Here is a 14295-nt window from a genome sequence, read left to right as displayed (position 1 = left end):
TATAAGGGGGAAATATGCGAAACATCCGTACTCTCGCCGCCGCCGGGGCCCTGACCGCCCTCATGGTGGGCGCGACGGCCGCCCTCGGCCCGACCGCGTCCGCCGCGCCCAACACCACCCCGCAGAAGGTCTGCGGGAGCTCGTACAAGACCGTCAACTCGGCAGCCGTCGGTTCCCTCGGCACGGTTTACCTGACGTACAACGCGACGAACGGCAAGAACTGTGTCGTGACGATCCGGTCCACCCCCGGCGTCGCGAAGGACATGTCGGCGTACCTCTACGTCCCCGACACCGACGCGTCGGCGAGCGACTACGGGAGCTACACGTCGTACGCCGGTCCGGCCTACGTCTACGGCAAGGGTCACTGCGTCAGCTGGGGCGGCCACATCGCCAATGTGTACGTGTCCGTGGAGAACTCCAACTGCGCCTCGTTCAAGGAACAGCGGACCCTCGAAGTCCGCTGATCCGCGCCGCTCACCGGCCCGCCCCCGGCTCCCACCGGGGGCGGGCCGTTCCTCACCAGTACGTGACGGTCACCGGAGCGTGGTCGTCGTGCTTCGGCAGGGTGACGGTCAGCGTCTACCACCCCGCGTCCCACGTGTACGCCTGAGCGGACAGGTGCGTCCCGCTCGCGGTGACCCGCTGGGGCGCGTGGTCGGCCTTGACCGACAAGGTCCACGCGCGGTCCTTCGCCTGGCCCCGGAACGACCCCTTCGCCGGGACGACGGACACCGTGTGGCGTCTGCCGGACTCCTTGTGCGAAACCTTCGTCGTGGTGCTCCGGGCCTTGCCTGCAGCGCCCCCGTCGTCCTCGTACAGGCTGAACGAACCGGAACCGCCCGGGGCGATCTGAGGGTGATGTCCGCCGCACCGGCCGCCCCGTCGTGAGCGACGGCATGCGTGCGGCTCGGGACGAGCCCGGACGTGACCTCCTGGCCGCCAGCACGTCATGCCGGACCCGAAACCGAGCTCCTGAGGCAGGAACTCCCACTGGATGCCGGTGTGAAGCACAGACAGGATCCCGCACAGGGCCCGCCGATCCGGCACCCTCGCCACCTGCTTCGGCCCCGGGGCCGGCAACAACGGCTCGATCAGCGACCACAGGTCGACCCGCGTGAGGCGCGGATCGAGCGGCTGGAGGCCGAGCGAGAGGAACTGAAGAAGCGTGTCGCGGACCGCGACCAGCTCGTGGAGCAGCTCACCGGATTCAAGCAGCTGGCGATCTCTCGGCTGGCCGCCCAGCACGAGGAGATCGAACGCCTCCGCCGTCAGATCACCGACGGCGCCGACGGGCGGGCGCTGCCCGCCGCCGCAGACCGCACCGCGCCGTACGGTTCATGCAGTTGACCGATCTGGGCAACGCCGAGCAGCTCGGAGCGGGCCCGCTCGCGCACGACGGGGTCCGTGCCGAACGCGGCATCCCCACGTCACCGGCTCCAGCGGTCGAGGTCGCCCGCGCCAGTCGAACATTTCCATAAACTATGAATATAAAAATGCTATGCTTCTAGCATGAGTCGTCAAGACACCGCTCCTGGCGCGTCCGCCGCCATCGGGGCAGCCCTCTACGGCCTGGCCACCAGGGCCGCGAGACGCCTGCCCCGGGACATGAGCCTGACGTCCGCCGCCACCTTGGCCACCCTGGACCGGACCGGCCCGCGGCGCATCACCGATCTGGCCGCGGTCGAGGGCGTCACCCAGCCCGCGATGACCGCCCTGGTCCGGGTGATGGAGGAGTCCGGCCTGGTCGAGCGGCGGGGCGACGCGTCCGACAAGCGGGTCACGCTGGTGTGCCTGACCGAGGCCGGCGCCTCCTATGTCCGGACGCGGCGCCAGGTGGGCGTCCACGCGTTCGAGCGGTTGATCGGCGAGCTCACCGGCGACGAGGTCGAGGCGCTGGTGGCGGCCCTTCCGGCGCTGAAGCATCTGGCAGAGCTCGAAAGCCGGGACCGCGAAGCGCCGAAGCGGTGACCGGGCAGCCGGTCGGCGGCGACGCGGTGAAGGCGTTCCGGGTGGCCCGTTCCGAGGCGCGGCTGCTGGTGCCCGCTCTGATGTTCATCGCTCTGGTCGTGGCGGCGGTCGCCAGCCTCGGGACGCCGCTCATCACCAGCGTGGCGACCTCATACCACGTCTCGCTCGGCAGCGCGCAGTGGACGCTGACCATCGCGCTGCTCAGCGGTGCCGTCGCCACGCCGGTCCTGGGCCGGCTCGGAACCGGCCCGCACCGGCGTGCCACGATCCTCACCACGCTGGCGGTCGTCGTCGCCGGCAGCGCGCTCACCGTGCTGCCACTGCCGTTCGCGTGGCTGCTGGCCGGCCGGGCGGCCCAGGGCGTCGGGCTCGGGCTGACGGCGCTGATGATGGGCGTGGCCCGGGACCACCTCCCCGAGGGGCGCAGCGCGACCGTGATCGCCCAGATCTCGGTGGTCTCGATCATCGGAGCCGGCGTCGGCTACCCGCTGGCCGCACTGCTCGCCGAGCTCGGCGGGGTACGGGCCGCCTACGGCCTCGGCCTGGTCGTCACCGCCGCCGCCCTCCTGACCGCGTGGCGCTCCGTACCCGAAGCCCCCGAAGGCCGCTCCGCCCACGTGGACGTGGCAGGCGCGGTCGTCCTGGCCGCCGCGCTGCTCCTGGTGCTGTTTCTCGCCGGCGAACGGAATCTGTGGATGCGGCACCTCGCCGTGGCGGCGGGCCTCGCCGTCGTCGCGGTGGTGCTGCTCTGCGTCTGGGCCGTCGTGGAGCTGCGCAGCACGACGCCCCTGGTCGATGTGCGGGCGGTGCGGCACCCTGCGGTCGCCGGGGCGAACCTCGCCATGTTCGTCGGCGGGATCGGCATGTACCTCCTGCTCACGCTCATCACCCGGTACGCGCAGACGCCGCACGGCGCCGGCTACGGCTTCGGGCTGACGACCTTCGTCGCCGGGCTGGTCCTCATCCCGTTCTCGGTGCTGGGATTCGTCGCCGGCAAGCTCAGGCCGCGGCTGCGGACGCGGATCGCCGACCCCCTGCTCCTGGCCGGCAGCGCCGTCGTGGTCGGCGGCGGGTTCGCCCTGTTCGCGGCGGCCCGGTCGGACCTGGCCGAACTGTTCGCGGCGATGGGCGTGCTCGGCTTCGGCGTCGGCGCCTTCTCGGCCGCGATGCCCGGCGTCATCCTGGCCGTCACCCCCAAGAGCGAGACGTCGAGCGCCATGAGCTTCAACTACATCGTCCGCAGCGTCGGGTACTCCCTGGGCAGCGCCATCGGTGGCCTGATCCTCGCCGGGGGCACCGGCCCCGGCCGCCTCTTCCCCGACGACAGCGCCTACACCACCGCGGCGCTGGTCGGCATCGGCGCCATGGCGATCACGACGCTGACAAGCCTCGCTCTCGCCCGCCTACGCTCGTCCGAAACCAACCCGTAAGCGCTCGCGCAAATACGCGGTGCGGGGAGCCTCGGCAACAAGGCGGGCACCGGTCCCGATGAACATGGAGTCGCGACTCTCTGCGCCCACTGGAGAGACTGAGCCCGTCCTGCCGTCACGGCCGTCAGTCCGCCGCCTTGGGCCGCCAACCGGAGGCCCAATCATCGAGCGGGGCGAGAGATTCTTGAAGGGTCCTGCCCTGTTCAGTGAGCAGGTACCCCTCGCCGGCGTGCTCGACGAGGTCGGCCTGTCCGAGCTCGCGAAGCCTGTCTGCCAGGACGCTTGATGAGACGCCGCCACATCGTTGCTGGAGCTGGCGGAAGGTCGGAGATGAGCCGTCCCGCAGCTCCCACAGGACTCGCAGCGCCCAGCGTCGGCCCAAGAGGTCCAGGAGCGCCATGATCGGGCGTCCCGTGTGCGAGCCGCGGACCCGGCGGCCTGGGAGTGGTGCTGGTCGTGTCATCTGCTTCCCTTTCCGAAGCGTCAATGTTAACGTCCCGCTATGCCTCTGAAATCGAAGCAGCCTCGCATCGAGCCGCTCTCGCCGCCCTATGGCGAGGGAGCCAGCGAGGCCCTTGAGCTCCTCGGGCATACCCCCATCCAGCTGTTCCGGGTGTGGGCCCGCCGGCCCGAGCTCGCCCGCTCCATCGCGGGCTGGGGAAGCTACTACTTCTCTCGGCGCTCCGCTCTCACCCTGCGCCAGCGCGAGCTGGTCATCGACAGGACCACCGCGCTGTGTGGCGCCGACTACGAGTGGGCTGTGCACGTCGCGGGCTTCGCCGAGAAGGTGGGACTCGACGCGGCGCAGCTCGCGTCCCTCGCGAAGGGAAGGCCGACGGACGACTGCTGGCACACTACCGATCGTGCCGTGCTCGAAGCGGTCGACGAGCTCCATGCGACCTTTGACCTCTCCGACGACACCTGGGCGAACCTGGTCGCTGTCGCCGATGAAGATGCCGCACTCGATCTGGTCTTGGTCTGCGGTTGGTACCACGCCATCTCGTTCGCCGTCAGGGCGCTCCGCCTGCCCCTTGAACCCGGCACCGAGCCGATCTCCGCACACTGATCCAAGTCACGTGCATTCATCCCAACACTGGAGGTTCCATGCCCAAGGGCTACTGGGTCAGCGTCTACCGCACCATTTCAGACCCTGAGAAGCTGGCCGCTTACAACAAGCTGGCCCGCCTGGCCGTCGAGCCCGCGGGCGGCCGGACCATCGTCCTTGGCGGTCGGGTCGTGGCGCATGACGCCGGAATCGCCGAGCGCACCGTCCTGGTCGAGTTCGACAGCTTCGAGCAGGCCGTCGCGGCGCGCGAGAGTGCGGCCTACCAGGAGGCGCTGGTCGCCCTCTCCGACGGCGTCGAGCGCGACTTCCGCATCGTCGAAGGCATCGACTGACCGAGGTCCCGCGAGGCCCTGCGTTCGGTCACCGAGTGGTCGCAGCGGCGGGCTGCCGAGCTTGCCGACGCCCCGCCCACTGCCGCCGAGGGTGCCAGCGCAACCGGTTCTGACAGAGGTCCGCGCGCGGGACACCTCAGATTTTCGGCCCGTAACCACAGGACTGAAGACCACGGACCATGACAGAGTTCCCCTCACAGGCGGCGCGAACCGCCGTCGCCGCTGCCCTGGCCGAGGATCAGTCGGGCCAGGACATCACCACCGCGTGGAGCGTTCCCGAAGGCATGGCGGCCGTGGCCGAGATCCGCGCCCGGCAATGCGGCATCGCCGGCGGTCTACCCGTGGTCGCCGAGGTCTTCGACCAGGTCGACCCCGAGGTCACGGTGGAAGCGCTCGTCCCCGACGGCGCCCGGCTGACCGGCGGCGATGTCCTGGTGCGCCTGTCCGGCTCGGCGCGCAGCCTGATCACCGGGGAGCGTACGGCGCTGAACTTCCTGCAGCGCATGTGCGGCATCGCGACGCTCACCGACCGCTACGTCCAGGCCGCGGCCGGGACCGAGGCGCGCATCCTGGACACCCGCAAGACGGCGCCGGGCCTGCGCGCCTTGGACAAGTACGCGGTGACCGTCGGCGGCGGCCGCAACCACTGGCTCAACCTCGCGGCGATGGTGCTGCTCAAGGAGAACCACATCGCCGCGGCAGGCGGCGTGACCACCGCGATCGACGCGGTCCGGCGCGGGATGGCGCGCACCGGGCAGAAGGTGGAGACCGATGTCGAAGTGCAGACCGTGGCGCAGGCCGTTCAGGCCCTCGATGCCGGGGCCCGCTGGATCATGCTCGACAACATGCCGGTGGCCGACATCGAAATGGTCGTGAAAGTCCGGGCCGAGCGTGCCGACGCCTCCCGGATCCTGCTGGAAGCCTCGGGCACCGTCCGTCCGGACAGCGGCCGCGCCATCGCCGAGACGGGAGTCGACCTCATCTCGGTCGGCGCGTTGACGCACAGCGCGCCCGCGCTGGACATGACGATGCTGCTGACGACCGACCCGGTGCCATGCCCGAGGTAGTGGTCATCGACGCGTGTCAGCGGCAGGGCCGGGGCGGCAGCCCGACCGCCGTTCTCGACGAAGCGTCGTTCACCGACGAGGAGCGATGCCGCATTCCCGGGGAACTGGGCACTTCGCACGCCGTCTTCATCCGTGCCACCGGAGTTGAGCGCGGCCGTCCCTCGTACTCGCTCCGGTTCTTCACCGCCGAAGGCGAACTGCCTGCCTGCGGCCACGGAACCGTCGCGGCCCTGGCGCTGCTCGCCGTACGCGAAGGCGGCAGCGACCACCACGCCGTGCTGTGTACGACGAGCCGCAGCTTCGAAGGCCGGGCCATCCGAAACCGCGACAGCGTGACAGCGTCATTCGACCCGGGCCCGGTGAACCTGCGCGTCGCCCAGGCACCCGAGCTAAGGGCGGTCACAGCCGGCCTCGGCCTGGCTGGCGAAGCCGTCGTCGGCAACGCCTGCGTGGCCTCGAATGGGCGGCCGAGGCTTCTCCTGCCAGTCCGATCGCGCGCCGCGTTGGCCGACCTCTCCCCAGACTTCGCCCTGCTACGTGCCGCCTGCGACCGCTACGGCCTGTTGGGCTGCTACGCCTACTCGATCCCGGACCGGCACGGCCGGGCAGCCGCTCGGATGTTCGCCCCGTCGATCGGCGTCCCCGAGGACATCGCCAACGCCAACAGCACAGCCTGCCTGGCCGCGCACATGGCCCGATTCGGCACGGACCGCCTCACCGTCGACATGGGCGATCTCCTCGGCAACCCATCCACCATCACGGCAACCATCGACAACACCCACCTGGAACACCCAGTCCGAGTTGGGGGCCAAGCAACTCTCGCACGAACAGTCGTGCGTCAAGCTTGAGGTTTGACGTCCACCCAGTTCGTCCGCCTTCCCGCTGGCTTTGTTGGTGAGTTACGGTTCTGGCTCAACTTCTGTGGAGCATCCACGCTCCGTGACTGTTGATCTCCATGTTGGCTCTCGCTCGATCGTCTTGAAATGCCCCATGGCTGCCTTGTCGTGCCCGAGAGTTCGGGGCCGTGAACGAAGTACTGCTGCGTCTGGAAGAGCTCCTGTTCCTGTCGGACCCTGAAGTCGCGGTGATGTCAGCGGAGGACGACGGCGAGGCGATCTGGATCGGAATCGCCCGCAAGTCGGCTGGTGCTGAGTGTCCCGGCTGTGGAAGGGGGTCGAGCCGGCTTCATGGGACTTACCTGCGGTTTCCTGCCGATCTACCCAGCGCGGGTAGGCGCGTGGTGCTGCGCCTGCAGTCCGACGGTTCATCTGCGCGGACACATCCTGTGGACGGCAGACCTTCGCTGAGCAGATCCCGGGACTGACCCGCCGTCACGCTCAGCGGACCGACCGGCTTCGTTCGGCCTTGGCCGAGGTGGGTTTTGCATTGGCCGGCCGCGCTGGAGCCCGTCTTGCGGACGTCTTCGGAATCTCGGTCAGCCGCAGCACGGTGCTTCGGCTGGTCGATGCGATGCCTGACCCTCAGCCATCGGCCCCGCGGGTGGTGGGAATCGACGAGTACGCGATGCGCAAGGGTCGTATCTACGGGACCGTGCTGGTCAATGTCGAAACCGGCAGGCTAGTGGATCTGCTGCCGGACCGTGAGGCAGCCACTGTCGCTGCCTGGCTCGCTGAGTGCCCTGAGGTTGAGGTGGTCTGTCGCGATCGTGCCCCCTTCTTCGCCGAAGGCGCCAGCACCGGGGCTCCCACCGCGGTGCAGGTCGCCGACCGCTTCCATCTCTGGCGCAACCTCGGCGAAGCCACCGAGCGATGCGTATCGCGCCATCGGACCTGTCTGCGAGCGCCATTCACGGTTCCCAGCTCCGAGAGCGTCACCGCATCACCGGCCCCCGAAGCTGGCACATCCCCGTGGCCGACTGGACACCGCTTCGCCGATCGAACTCGCGAGAAGCACGCCATCGTGCACGAAATGCTCGGCGAAGGACACAGCCGGCGGACAGTCGCCCGTCAGCTCCGGATGACCTACCGCACCGTTCAGCGGTTGGCCGACGCGGCAAGCCCCGAAGACCTCTTCCAAGGCCAGTGGCAGAACCGCAGGACGAAGCTCGACGACTTCAAGCCGTACCTGCACGAGCGATGGGCCGAGGGCTGCACGAACGCCTGGACCCTCTGGAAGGAGATCCAGAGCCACGGATACGCCGGCGGGTACGGGGCTGTCCGTGCTTACCTTCGCCCCTTCCGGGACACCGTGCCGGATGGTCGGCCGCCGTCGCCCAGGACAGTCTCCGGATGGATCCTGACCCACCCGGACGCCCTTGCGCAGAAGGACCGGCTGAAACTGAAGTCCGTTCTGGCCCACTGCCCCGCGCTGGACGCCCTCACTGGCCACGTCCGCTCCTTCGGACAGATGCTCACTCAGCGACAAGGAAAACGGCTCCCCGAGTGGATAGCGGCGGTCCGGGCCGACGACCTGCCCAGCATGCACACCTTCATCAACGGCCTCGAACGTGACCTCGCAGCTGTCACAGCCGGCCTGACCCTGCCCTGGAGCTCAGGCATCGTGGAAGGCCACGTCAACCGCATCAAAATGATCAAGCGACAGATGTACGGACGCGCTGGCTTCAAACTCCTGCGCAAGCGGGTGCTGCTTGCTTCGTGACCTCGTTGTCGGTGGCCAGTGCGACGATCCTCCAGACGGCCACGCAAGGAGAGACATGGGCATCTGGGATACCGGCCCCTTCGACAACGACACCGCCGCCGACTTCGGGGGTGATCTGGACGAGGCAGCGTGGGAAGAACGCGAACCCACGATCCGCGGTGTGCTCGTACGCGCCGCCAGCCCCGTGGACTTCCTCGGTATCTACGACGGCGAGCGTGCAGTGGCCGCAGCTGCCCTGGTCGTCGCCCAGCATCACGAGGGCGAGCCGGTGTGTTTGAACTATGGCCCATCAGAGCCGGTGCCGGAGTTGCCCGCAGACCTTCGAATGCTCGCCGTCGACGCCCTGGACGGAGTGGTCTCCGACCGGTCTGAACTCGCCGAGCAGTGGGCCGAAGCTGCGAACTGGTCGAAGTGGCGTCAGGAGATCACCCGCCTCCGCGACCTCCTTGACCCTCCGATCCCGCCACAAGAGGAAGCCCTCTTCGAGATCTGATCGTTGACCGAAAGTCACGGACCACAGAAGTTGAGCCAGAACCGAAACTCGTGAACAAAGCCACCGGTCCGATCGCGAACCCGGCCCCGACTCCTTGTCGACCTCTGTCACCGGCCCGACCGCCGTCGTGTTTCTCCTTGACCTGGCCACGGTTAGACCGCGGACAAGGGGGTTCCCTGCACGTTGCTCTCTCGATCTCCGACCACTCCGGCCGGGGCCGGTGAAGGAGACGATACGATGCCGACTACTCACCCGGGGGCCGGGCAGCGGTACCGCTCGGGCCGACCGGACCCGAACGCTGGCCCGGACTGGGCAAGCCCAAGGGGACTTCCTGGGCGGCCCCTTCGAAGGGCCCTTGGGAACCCCCTTTGGTGCCCGGCACCCCCGCCTGGAGAAGAACCCCTTGTCAGCGCGCGAACGGGCGCGAAAACTGCCGTCACAACCCTCTTATCTACTCCTGATGTCTGTAGTGGAGGAGATCATCGGGTTCCGGGGTCCGGACGCCCTTTCAGGCCGGGCGCGGCCCGCAGCGCCGGTCCGCCGGCGGCCGGTCGTGGACAGTGGGGGAGCAGGGCTGATGGCGGGGAAGCGGAGATCAACCCGGCGGGGTCGACGAACAGCTCCCGGGGCGACGTGCTGCGCGTGCTCGGAGCGCTGAGTGCGTGTTTCTGATCCCCAGACGCTGTTGATCAGCTATGGGTTAGCGTCGGGGCCGCAGGGTTGTTGTCACGGCGGTGGTTGTTCCGGTGAGGGGACGAGTAGTGCAGACGGCGTTTGATGAGTCCGAGCGGCGGGCGTGGGCGGGGCAGGCCAATGCCTATGCTGCGAGTTTTGCCAAACTCTGCGCGTATCCGGTGCCTGAGCTCCTCGACGCTGCCGGGGTCAGGGAGGGTGTACGGGTCCTCGATGTGGGGACGGGCACGGGCACCGCCGCCGCAGTTGCATATGAGCGGGGAGCGAAGGTGACGGCGGTGGATGCCGAACCTGGCATGGTCGCCGAGGCCGCGCTGGCGGTTCCGGAAGCTGACGTGCGGCTTGGTGCTCTGCCGTGTTTGCCATTCGCCGACGACGAGTTCGATGCCGTGGTCGGCAACTTCGTCCTCAATCATGTCGGACGGCCTCGGGAAGCCCTGAGGGAGTTGCGACGGGTGACGCGGCAGGGCGGGCGGATAGCCGTCACCATCTGGGCGGTTCCCGCGGCCGCCGGGCAGGCCCTGTTGGGTAGGGCTGTCCAGGCGGCAGGTGTCACGCGTCCTGCTCACCTGCCGGCTCTTGCTCCTGAAGACGACTTCCTCCGCACTGAACAGGGCTTCGCTGCGTTGCTCGGTGAGGCGGGTCTGACGGACGTCGTCTGCGACACCTTGACCTGGGACCACCAGACGACGCTTGCGGAGTGGTGGAGCGGACCGGCCGCCGGAGTGGCGACCATAGGCCAGATTGTGACGAGTCAGAATCCGTTGGTCGTTGCCGAGATCAAAAACCACTTTGAGTCGTTGTGCGTGGAGTTTGCCGCTCCGGGCGGTGTACTGGTGTTGCCTCACGCAGCCCTGATGGCGCATGGCCAGGCTTGACGTTGCCCTGCGCAAGTGGATGGGCTGAGGCTTCTTTTGTCCAGCGTTCCTTCGCCGGTCAGCCGTCGACGGCGGTCGGTTTCCTCGGCCAGCTGGGGGTCGCGCCTTTCCGGGCGAGGCGCCTGGTCATGAGAGTGATAGCCGCCCAGGTGATCAAGGTCTCGGAGTGTTGGATGAGCCGTTCGTAGTCCCTTGCGTGGCGGCGGGCGTGCATCATCCACGCGAGCGACCTCTCGACGACCCAGCGGCGGGGCAGCACGACGAAGCCGGAGGCGTCCTTGGGTCGGCTGACCGGCTTGATGGTGAGGTGGAGGTGCTGTTTCGCCCAGTCGACGAGTTTCCCGGCGTACGCGGAGTCGGCCCACACGATCGTGATCTCGGGGTGCATCAGGCGCAGGCGGAAGAGGACTTCCTTCGCGGCCGCGGCGTCGTGCAGGTCGGCGGGGGTGACCATGACCATGAGAGGCAGGCCGCGGGTGTCGACGACCAGGTGGCGCTTGCGTCCGTTGATTTTCTTGCCCGCGTCGTAGCCGCGGGTCGCCCTGGAGACTGTCTCGGCGGCCTTCACGCTCTGGGAGTCGATCACCGTGGCCACCGCCCTGGGCCCTTTGCCCATGTCACGGCGGATCCGCCCAGAGAGGTGGTCACGGATCTGGCCGACGATCCCGACCGCAGCCCAGCGGGCCATGAACCCCAGACCGTCCGCCAAGGCGGGAAATCCGCAGGCAGGGCACGCCATTTGCATCCGGTGTCCACGACATAGCGGATAGCGTCAACGATCTCGCGGCGGGGATGCTTCTCCGGCCGGCCGCCGCGGCTGGTCTCGCAGGCCGGCTCCGGCAACAGCGGTTCGAGCAGGGCCCATTCCGCGTTCGTGGTGTCGGAGGGATAGCGACGCTGACGCATGGCGGCGGCTTCTCTCCAAGTCAGATTGGGAGCGGCGCCCGGCCAGGGGCCGGGCGCCCACCCGTTGGTGGTCAGGAAGAGACGACGAGGTCGAGGGTGGATTCGATGGAGCTGAGCTGCGCGACGATGTGCTTGACCCACTTGTCACCCGGGTGGGCGGCGGCGTGCGGAGCGACCGTGCCGGTGATAAACCGCCTGAACTCGGTCAGTTTCTCGATGAGCACGGCCCTCTCGTATGCCTCCAGCGCGGCGCGTTCGGCACCGAGCTGGTAGCCATCGGCCCTGGTCCAGATCAGTGGCGGCCAGCCGTTCTCCGCGATGATGTCGCGCAGGCAGGCAAGGCCCGCTCTCACCTGGCTCGGGACAGTCCGCCGGCGCGTACCAACTGGGGAAACAGCAGCCCTGCGGGCCTGGCCTCGAACAACACGAACCGGAGGGTGTCGGCATGCCGCCGTGCGGCCTCGCCCCGGCGCCGCGAGGCGCGGGGCACGACTACTCGCCCCGCAGCATCTTGGCGAGCTCGCCGTCCATGTCGACCTTGCCGGTGTCGACCGCGGTCTCGATCCAGTCGAGGGTCGCCCGCACCTTCGCCACGTTCGCGTGCACGATCGTGCGTTCGTCCTCGCCGAGGGTGCGATCGCGCAGGCCGGGGACGGCTCGGCCGGCCGCGGCCACGAACGAGTGGCAGGCGGTGACCAGGTCCAGGAACTCCACCGTCCGGTCGATGTGACGGACCGCCGGAGCGACTGGGCTGGTGTCCTCGAAGTGTTCGCGGGCCTGCCTGCCCCGTTCGACCTGGGCGTGATTGACCTGGTGGCGGGCGGTGTCGTCGCTCATCGCTTTGAAGGCGACCTCCGGGCGACGCAGCAGACCTGTGGTCACCTGGGTGGCGACGTGCTCGTCCCGGGTGAACTCCTCCACCACCCGGACCTTGTCGTGGTCGGGGACCTTGGCCGCCACCGTCGGACGCTTGAGGAAGTCCGTGGTCACCGCCGCGGCGACGTCCTCGTCCCGGGCAAGGGTGTGGATCGCGGTGATCTTCTCCTGTGGAGATGCCGGGCTTTTGACTTGGCGTCCCACCCGCCGGTTGGCGTCGTCGACTGTCCACCGGTTCTTGGCCTCGGGCGGCGTCTTGATCGCGGCGAACCGCTCTTCCTCGTCAGGAATGCTGCCCAGGACCCGGTGAACCGTGAAGGACACACCCGCCTGACGATGTTCCCGCGGCCAGCGCGACGCTGTCCACCGCGCGTTCTCCACGGTGCTTCGCTTCAGGCCGATGTCCTCCGCGAGCCTGGTCAGGGCCTGGCGGACCGTGAACAGGTCCTGGCCCGGCAGAAGCTTGACTGCCGTCCTCGGGCCGGCGCATCGGCTCGATCTCCAGCGCGCGGTCCCCGATCGTGAACTGGCCCTGGGTCTGTTGCTCGACCACTTCCCGCAGCTCGGCCACGATCTGCTCGTAGCGTTGCTGGCTGACGTTTCCGACCTTGTCGATCTCCTCCGGCATGGTGTCTCACCACCCATGCGGGCCGGGCACGGAGCTGAAGCCCGTGACGTGGACACGACCCGCTCATCACCGAGAGTCAGACCGGAAATTCGCTGATCACAACGAACGACCGCAAATAACCTGGTTCCGACCGAAGCTGGACTCAGGATGCGTTCGCGATGCGGTCACTGTGCCCGTTCGCCGAACGTTTCCTTCCGGCGCCTCCAGGCCCTCACCACACACCGGCGCGAGCAGTAGACGCATTCGAGCGCCGGTCGGCGCCAGCGACCCAGCGGACCCCGCACTCGGGGCATTCGGCCTCGTCCGCACCGCCCTGGACGGCCGAGAGGCGCTTGCGCAACCGGCGTTCCGTACGCCACTGCCTGGCACGACATGCCGCAGAACAGAAAACGGCATCAGGCCGCGCACCCGACCTCAGCCGTTCGCCACAAGCCCGACAGTTCCTCTCCCCGGCCCGCTCGGTGCCCTTGGACACCACGCCAGCGTATGACCCAAGGCTACTCAGAACCGGGGATCAGAAACACGCACTGAAGGTCGCTACGACGGATCAGATCCAGCGGATCAGCGCCCCGCACCTCACCTATCGGCACGCCGACAAGCCGACCCCCTCGAAGCGGAAGCAGGCCCGCACCGCCTCGCGCACCGCCGCGTTCTCCGACATGCGGGGGCACGGCCTGTCCGGGAACGGCGGCTCCACTGAAACCGGCGACGCCCTGCGCAATCTGACCCCAAGGGCCTGGAGGCCGCCTCCTACGAACTGCGGCGCCGGGCGACGCAGATGGGCTCCACCGCGCGCGGCGCGGGCTCCAGCGGCGCCGCCCACCCGATGGCTGTCAACGAGACCGTGATCGCACTGCTGCGCCCGAAGCCGAACATGGCCAAGCTCGCCGGCGACCCGCCCCGCGTCCGGGCCGCCGCCCAGGCCATCGTCGACTCCCCGGACGGGATCGGCACGATCGCCTCGTACTGGACCGAGGTCCCGCTCCCGGCGACCGGCACCTGGAACACGCCGGGCAAGGGAGGCGCCCAGGCCGACCTCGTGCTCACCGCCCCGCAGGACGGGGTGCCGCTGCTGTTCATCGAGGTCGACAACTGCCACGAGACCGCGGACGAGCTCGCGGACAAGCTGGAGAAGTACGCCCGCTTCTACCGCCGGAAGGTGAAGGACACCGACGGCAAGGAGCGCCCGATGTGGCGCACCCGCTGGACCGCCCCCCAGGGCTCATACGGGGAGGTGCCGCACCCGCCGGGGACGTGCCGGTCCAGCGGTTCATGGAGCCGGTCGCGGGTGACGACGCGGCCACCTGGCGGCGCGAGGCCCTGACGCACGTACAGACCA

The 14295-nt window shown here is 68.8% G+C and carries 14 protein-coding genes and 4 pseudogenes; 12 read left to right on the top strand and 6 right to left on the bottom strand.

Features of this window, described 5'->3' with window-relative positions; all coding sequences use genetic code 11:
- The first annotated feature begins 14 nt into the window (after positions 1 to 14).
- Entirely contained in the window at positions 15 to 464 is a 450-nt protein-coding gene (locus ACFVDM_RS05365) for a spore-associated protein (RefSeq protein ID WP_383633592.1), read from the top strand.
- 115 nt (positions 465 to 579) lie between these two features.
- Here ACFVDM_RS05365 and ACFVDM_RS05360 read toward each other — a convergent pair whose 3' ends face one another.
- Complete coding sequence (locus ACFVDM_RS05360; protein WP_383634440.1) at positions 580 to 951, bottom strand: DUF5110 domain-containing protein; 372 nt, start codon at positions 949 to 951, stop codon at positions 580 to 582.
- A pseudogene (locus tag ACFVDM_RS05355) lies at positions 937 to 1104 on the bottom strand (transposase); the annotation flags it as partial. The pseudogene ACFVDM_RS05355 and the gene ACFVDM_RS05360, both read right to left, overlap by 15 nt.
- Here ACFVDM_RS05355 and ACFVDM_RS05350 point away from each other — a divergent pair.
- From ACFVDM_RS05350 to ACFVDM_RS05340, 3 genes are all read left to right on the top strand, one after another.
- The gene (locus tag ACFVDM_RS05350; protein ID WP_383634438.1) at positions 1039 to 1347 is read left to right on the top strand and encodes a hypothetical protein; all 309 of its coding nucleotides are present in this window, start codon (positions 1039 to 1041) and stop codon (positions 1345 to 1347) included. The pseudogene ACFVDM_RS05355 and the gene ACFVDM_RS05350 sit on opposite strands and share 66 nt — an antisense overlap.
- A 258-nt stretch (positions 1348 to 1605) precedes the next feature.
- A complete protein-coding gene (locus ACFVDM_RS05345) occupies positions 1606 to 1968 on the top strand; it encodes a MarR family winged helix-turn-helix transcriptional regulator (protein ID WP_383634436.1) in 363 nt (120 codons plus the stop codon).
- Entirely contained in the window at positions 1965 to 3398 is a 1434-nt protein-coding gene (locus ACFVDM_RS05340) for an MFS transporter (protein WP_383633589.1), read from the top strand. Before ACFVDM_RS05345 ends, ACFVDM_RS05340 begins: the two co-directional genes overlap by 4 nt.
- 124 nt (positions 3399 to 3522) lie before the next feature.
- On the opposite strand, the gene ACFVDM_RS05335 is transcribed toward ACFVDM_RS05340, so the two are convergent.
- Complete coding sequence (locus ACFVDM_RS05335; RefSeq protein ID WP_383633587.1) at positions 3523 to 3798, bottom strand: winged helix-turn-helix transcriptional regulator; 276 nt, start codon at positions 3796 to 3798, stop codon at positions 3523 to 3525.
- Positions 3799 to 3900: 102 nt separating this feature from the next.
- On the opposite strand from ACFVDM_RS05335, the gene ACFVDM_RS05330 reads away from it, so the two are divergent.
- From ACFVDM_RS05330 to ACFVDM_RS05300, 7 genes are all read left to right on the top strand, one after another.
- Positions 3901 to 4464: a carboxymuconolactone decarboxylase family protein gene (locus ACFVDM_RS05330; protein ID WP_383633584.1), complete on the top strand. Its 564-nt coding sequence runs from the start codon at positions 3901 to 3903 to the stop codon at positions 4462 to 4464.
- A gap of 38 nt (positions 4465 to 4502) precedes the next feature.
- On the top strand, positions 4503 to 4796 hold the full coding sequence (locus ACFVDM_RS05325; RefSeq protein WP_383633581.1) for a DUF1330 domain-containing protein: 294 nt from the start codon (positions 4503 to 4505) through the stop codon (positions 4794 to 4796).
- A 179-nt stretch (positions 4797 to 4975) separates the two neighbouring features.
- Entirely contained in the window at positions 4976 to 5863 is an 888-nt protein-coding gene (nadC, locus tag ACFVDM_RS05320) for a carboxylating nicotinate-nucleotide diphosphorylase (RefSeq protein ID WP_383633578.1), read from the top strand.
- The gene (locus ACFVDM_RS05315; RefSeq protein ID WP_383633576.1) at positions 5851 to 6711 is read left to right on the top strand and encodes a PhzF family phenazine biosynthesis protein; all 861 of its coding nucleotides are present in this window, start codon (positions 5851 to 5853) and stop codon (positions 6709 to 6711) included. Before nadC ends, ACFVDM_RS05315 begins: the two co-directional genes overlap by 13 nt.
- A 418-nt stretch (positions 6712 to 7129) precedes the next feature.
- Complete coding sequence (locus tag ACFVDM_RS05310; RefSeq protein ID WP_383634434.1) at positions 7130 to 8482, top strand: transposase; 1353 nt, start codon at positions 7130 to 7132, stop codon at positions 8480 to 8482.
- A gap of 55 nt (positions 8483 to 8537) precedes the next feature.
- Positions 8538 to 8975: a DUF4259 domain-containing protein gene (locus ACFVDM_RS05305; RefSeq protein WP_383633573.1), complete on the top strand. Its 438-nt coding sequence runs from the start codon at positions 8538 to 8540 to the stop codon at positions 8973 to 8975.
- A 761-nt stretch (positions 8976 to 9736) separates the two neighbouring features.
- Entirely contained in the window at positions 9737 to 10546 is an 810-nt protein-coding gene (locus ACFVDM_RS05300; protein WP_383633570.1) for a class I SAM-dependent methyltransferase, read from the top strand.
- A gap of 58 nt (positions 10547 to 10604) precedes the next feature.
- Here ACFVDM_RS05300 and ACFVDM_RS05295 read toward each other — a convergent pair.
- The 3 pseudogenes from ACFVDM_RS05295 to ACFVDM_RS05285 form a co-directional block, all read right to left on the bottom strand.
- Positions 10605 to 11452: pseudogene (locus ACFVDM_RS05295) on the bottom strand (IS5 family transposase).
- Between the two features lie 71 nt (positions 11453 to 11523).
- A pseudogene (locus ACFVDM_RS05290) lies at positions 11524 to 11942 on the bottom strand (RacP protein).
- Between the two features lie 2 nt (positions 11943 to 11944).
- A pseudogene (locus ACFVDM_RS05285) lies at positions 11945 to 12956 on the bottom strand (DUF6192 family protein).
- Between the two features lie 778 nt (positions 12957 to 13734).
- On the opposite strand from ACFVDM_RS05285, the gene ACFVDM_RS05280 reads away from it, so the two are divergent.
- Positions 13735 to 14280: a replication-relaxation family protein gene (locus ACFVDM_RS05280; RefSeq protein WP_383633567.1), complete on the top strand. Its 546-nt coding sequence runs from the start codon at positions 13735 to 13737 to the stop codon at positions 14278 to 14280.
- Positions 14281 to 14295: the final 15 nt, after the last annotated feature.

Origin of the sequence: Streptomyces sp. NPDC057682, from assembly GCF_042799575.1 — a bacterium.
In the GTDB taxonomy this organism is placed as follows: domain Bacteria; phylum Actinomycetota; class Actinomycetes; order Streptomycetales; family Streptomycetaceae; genus Streptomyces.
The sequence above is the reverse complement of the archived record's forward strand: the minus strand, read 5'-3'. Positions and strand labels throughout refer to the sequence as shown.

Bases quoted from the DNA above. Each gene is read 5' to 3' on its own strand.
- ACFVDM_RS05305 (WP_383633573.1), top strand. From the start codon at position 8,538: ATGGGCATCTGGGATACCGGCCCCTTCGACAACGACACCGCCGCCGAC.
- nadC (WP_383633578.1), top strand. From the start codon at position 4,976: ATGACAGAGTTCCCCTCACAGGCGGCGCGAACCGCCGTCGCCGCTGCC.
- ACFVDM_RS05315 (WP_383633576.1), top strand. From the start codon at position 5,851: ATGCCCGAGGTAGTGGTCATCGACGCGTGTCAGCGGCAGGGCCGGGGC.
- ACFVDM_RS05330 (WP_383633584.1), top strand. From the start codon at position 3,901: ATGCCTCTGAAATCGAAGCAGCCTCGCATCGAGCCGCTCTCGCCGCCC.
- ACFVDM_RS05360 (WP_383634440.1), bottom strand. From the start codon at position 951: ATGACGTGCTGGCGGCCAGGAGGTCACGTCCGGGCTCGTCCCGAGCCG.
- ACFVDM_RS05345 (WP_383634436.1), top strand. From the start codon at position 1,606: ATGAGCCTGACGTCCGCCGCCACCTTGGCCACCCTGGACCGGACCGGC.
- ACFVDM_RS05280 (WP_383633567.1), top strand. From the start codon at position 13,735: ATGGGCTCCACCGCGCGCGGCGCGGGCTCCAGCGGCGCCGCCCACCCG.
- ACFVDM_RS05335 (WP_383633587.1), bottom strand. From the start codon at position 3,798: ATGGCGCTCCTGGACCTCTTGGGCCGACGCTGGGCGCTGCGAGTCCTG.
- ACFVDM_RS05325 (WP_383633581.1), top strand. From the start codon at position 4,503: ATGCCCAAGGGCTACTGGGTCAGCGTCTACCGCACCATTTCAGACCCT.
- ACFVDM_RS05365 (WP_383633592.1), top strand. From the start codon at position 15: ATGCGAAACATCCGTACTCTCGCCGCCGCCGGGGCCCTGACCGCCCTC.